The organism is Streptomyces atriruber (assembly GCF_001418325.1).
GTDB lineage: Bacteria > Actinomycetota > Actinomycetes > Streptomycetales > Streptomycetaceae > Streptomyces > Streptomyces atriruber.
In genome coordinates, this window is sequence record NZ_LIPN01000689.1 from 1 (window position 1) to 1,230 (window position 1,230).

1 protein-coding gene and 1 pseudogene are annotated in these 1,230 nt (G+C 68.1%); one reads left to right on the forward strand and one right to left on the reverse strand.

The genetic code is table 11. The features are described 5' to 3' along the window. Window positions 1–800, forward strand: a pseudogene (locus AOK03_RS40095) (oxidoreductase); the annotation flags it as partial. Here the strand turns inward: AOK03_RS40095 and AOK03_RS40100 are convergent. After that, window positions 797–1,230 (reverse strand): transposase (locus AOK03_RS40100; RefSeq protein ID WP_157869239.1); only part of this gene is annotated, 434 nt, incomplete at its 5' end. The pseudogene AOK03_RS40095 and the gene AOK03_RS40100 sit on opposite strands and share 4 nt — an antisense overlap.

The following is a 1,230-nucleotide window of genomic DNA, read 5'->3' on the forward strand; positions in this document are numbered from 1 at the left end:
ACGGGACCGTACGGCTGCGGGGTGCCCGGATCTCGGACCATCTGACCTTTGAAGGAGCGGTCCTGAACGGGCCGTCCGACGGCCACGGCCCGTCATTGGTCGCCCTACTGATGCAGGCAGTCGACTTCGACCTCGTCCTCGCCCGGCCACCGTCCGGCACCGTGGACCTGCGGGGCGCGCAGGTGTCCTACCTCCACGACAGCGACCACAGCTGGCCGGCCGTGGTGGAGTTGGACGGCTTCGTCTACGGCTCCATCAAGGTGGACGAGGCAGGCGAGCGGCGGGAGGCAGTGGGGCGGTGGGACTCCGTGGCTCGCCGCGTGGCGTGGATACGACGCAGTCCGGGCTACAATCCTCAGCCCTATGAGCAGTTGGCGAGCTGGTACCGGAAGGCCGGTCACGACCACGACGCCCGCCGGGTGCTCCTGGCGAAACAGCGCCATCGGCGTCAAACTCTGCCTCCGGCCGCGGGTGTGTGGGGGCGCCTGCTCGACGTGACCGTCGGTTACGGCTACCGCCCCTGGCTGGCGGGCGTTTGGCTCCTCGCGCTGACCTTGCTGGGCACACTGTCCTTCGGCACTCACTCCCCCAACCCGGTCAAACCAGGTGAAGGCGCCCCGTTCCAGCCTCTTGTCTACACACTGGACCTCTTGATCCCCATTGGCGGTCTGGGTCAGCGCACGGCCTGGTACTGGTCGAACGGCAGCCTGCAATGGCTGGCCTACCTGCTGATCGCCTTCGGCTGGGTGCTGACGACCGCCGTCATCGCGGGTGTCACCCGCACCCTGCAGAAAAACTAGCGGTCGACAGCTGAGCTCAGGCGTCGCCAGCAGAGCAGTGCGCATCCCAGGATGAGGAAAGCTTCGTGGATGTCGTCTCGTATCTCCCAGCGGATTCGCAGGCGGCGAAACCAGTGCAGATGTGCGAACGCGCCCTCGACGCCCCAGCGTTGGGTGCCCAGGCCGGAGCCGTGCCCGGTGCCCCGGCGGGCGATCAGCGGCTTCACGCCCAGATCCCAGACAAGACGGCGGTACTTGTCGTGGTCGTAGCCGCGGTCGCCCAGGACCACGGTGGGGCGGCGACAGGGTCGGCCGCGCTTGCCCCGTACCGGCGGGATCGCCTCCAGCAGTGAGATCAGCTGGGTGACGTCGTTGCGATTGCCGCCGGTCAGTGTGGCGGCCAGAGGGATGCCGGTGGCGTCGGTGATCAGGTGGTGTTTGCTGCCCGGCC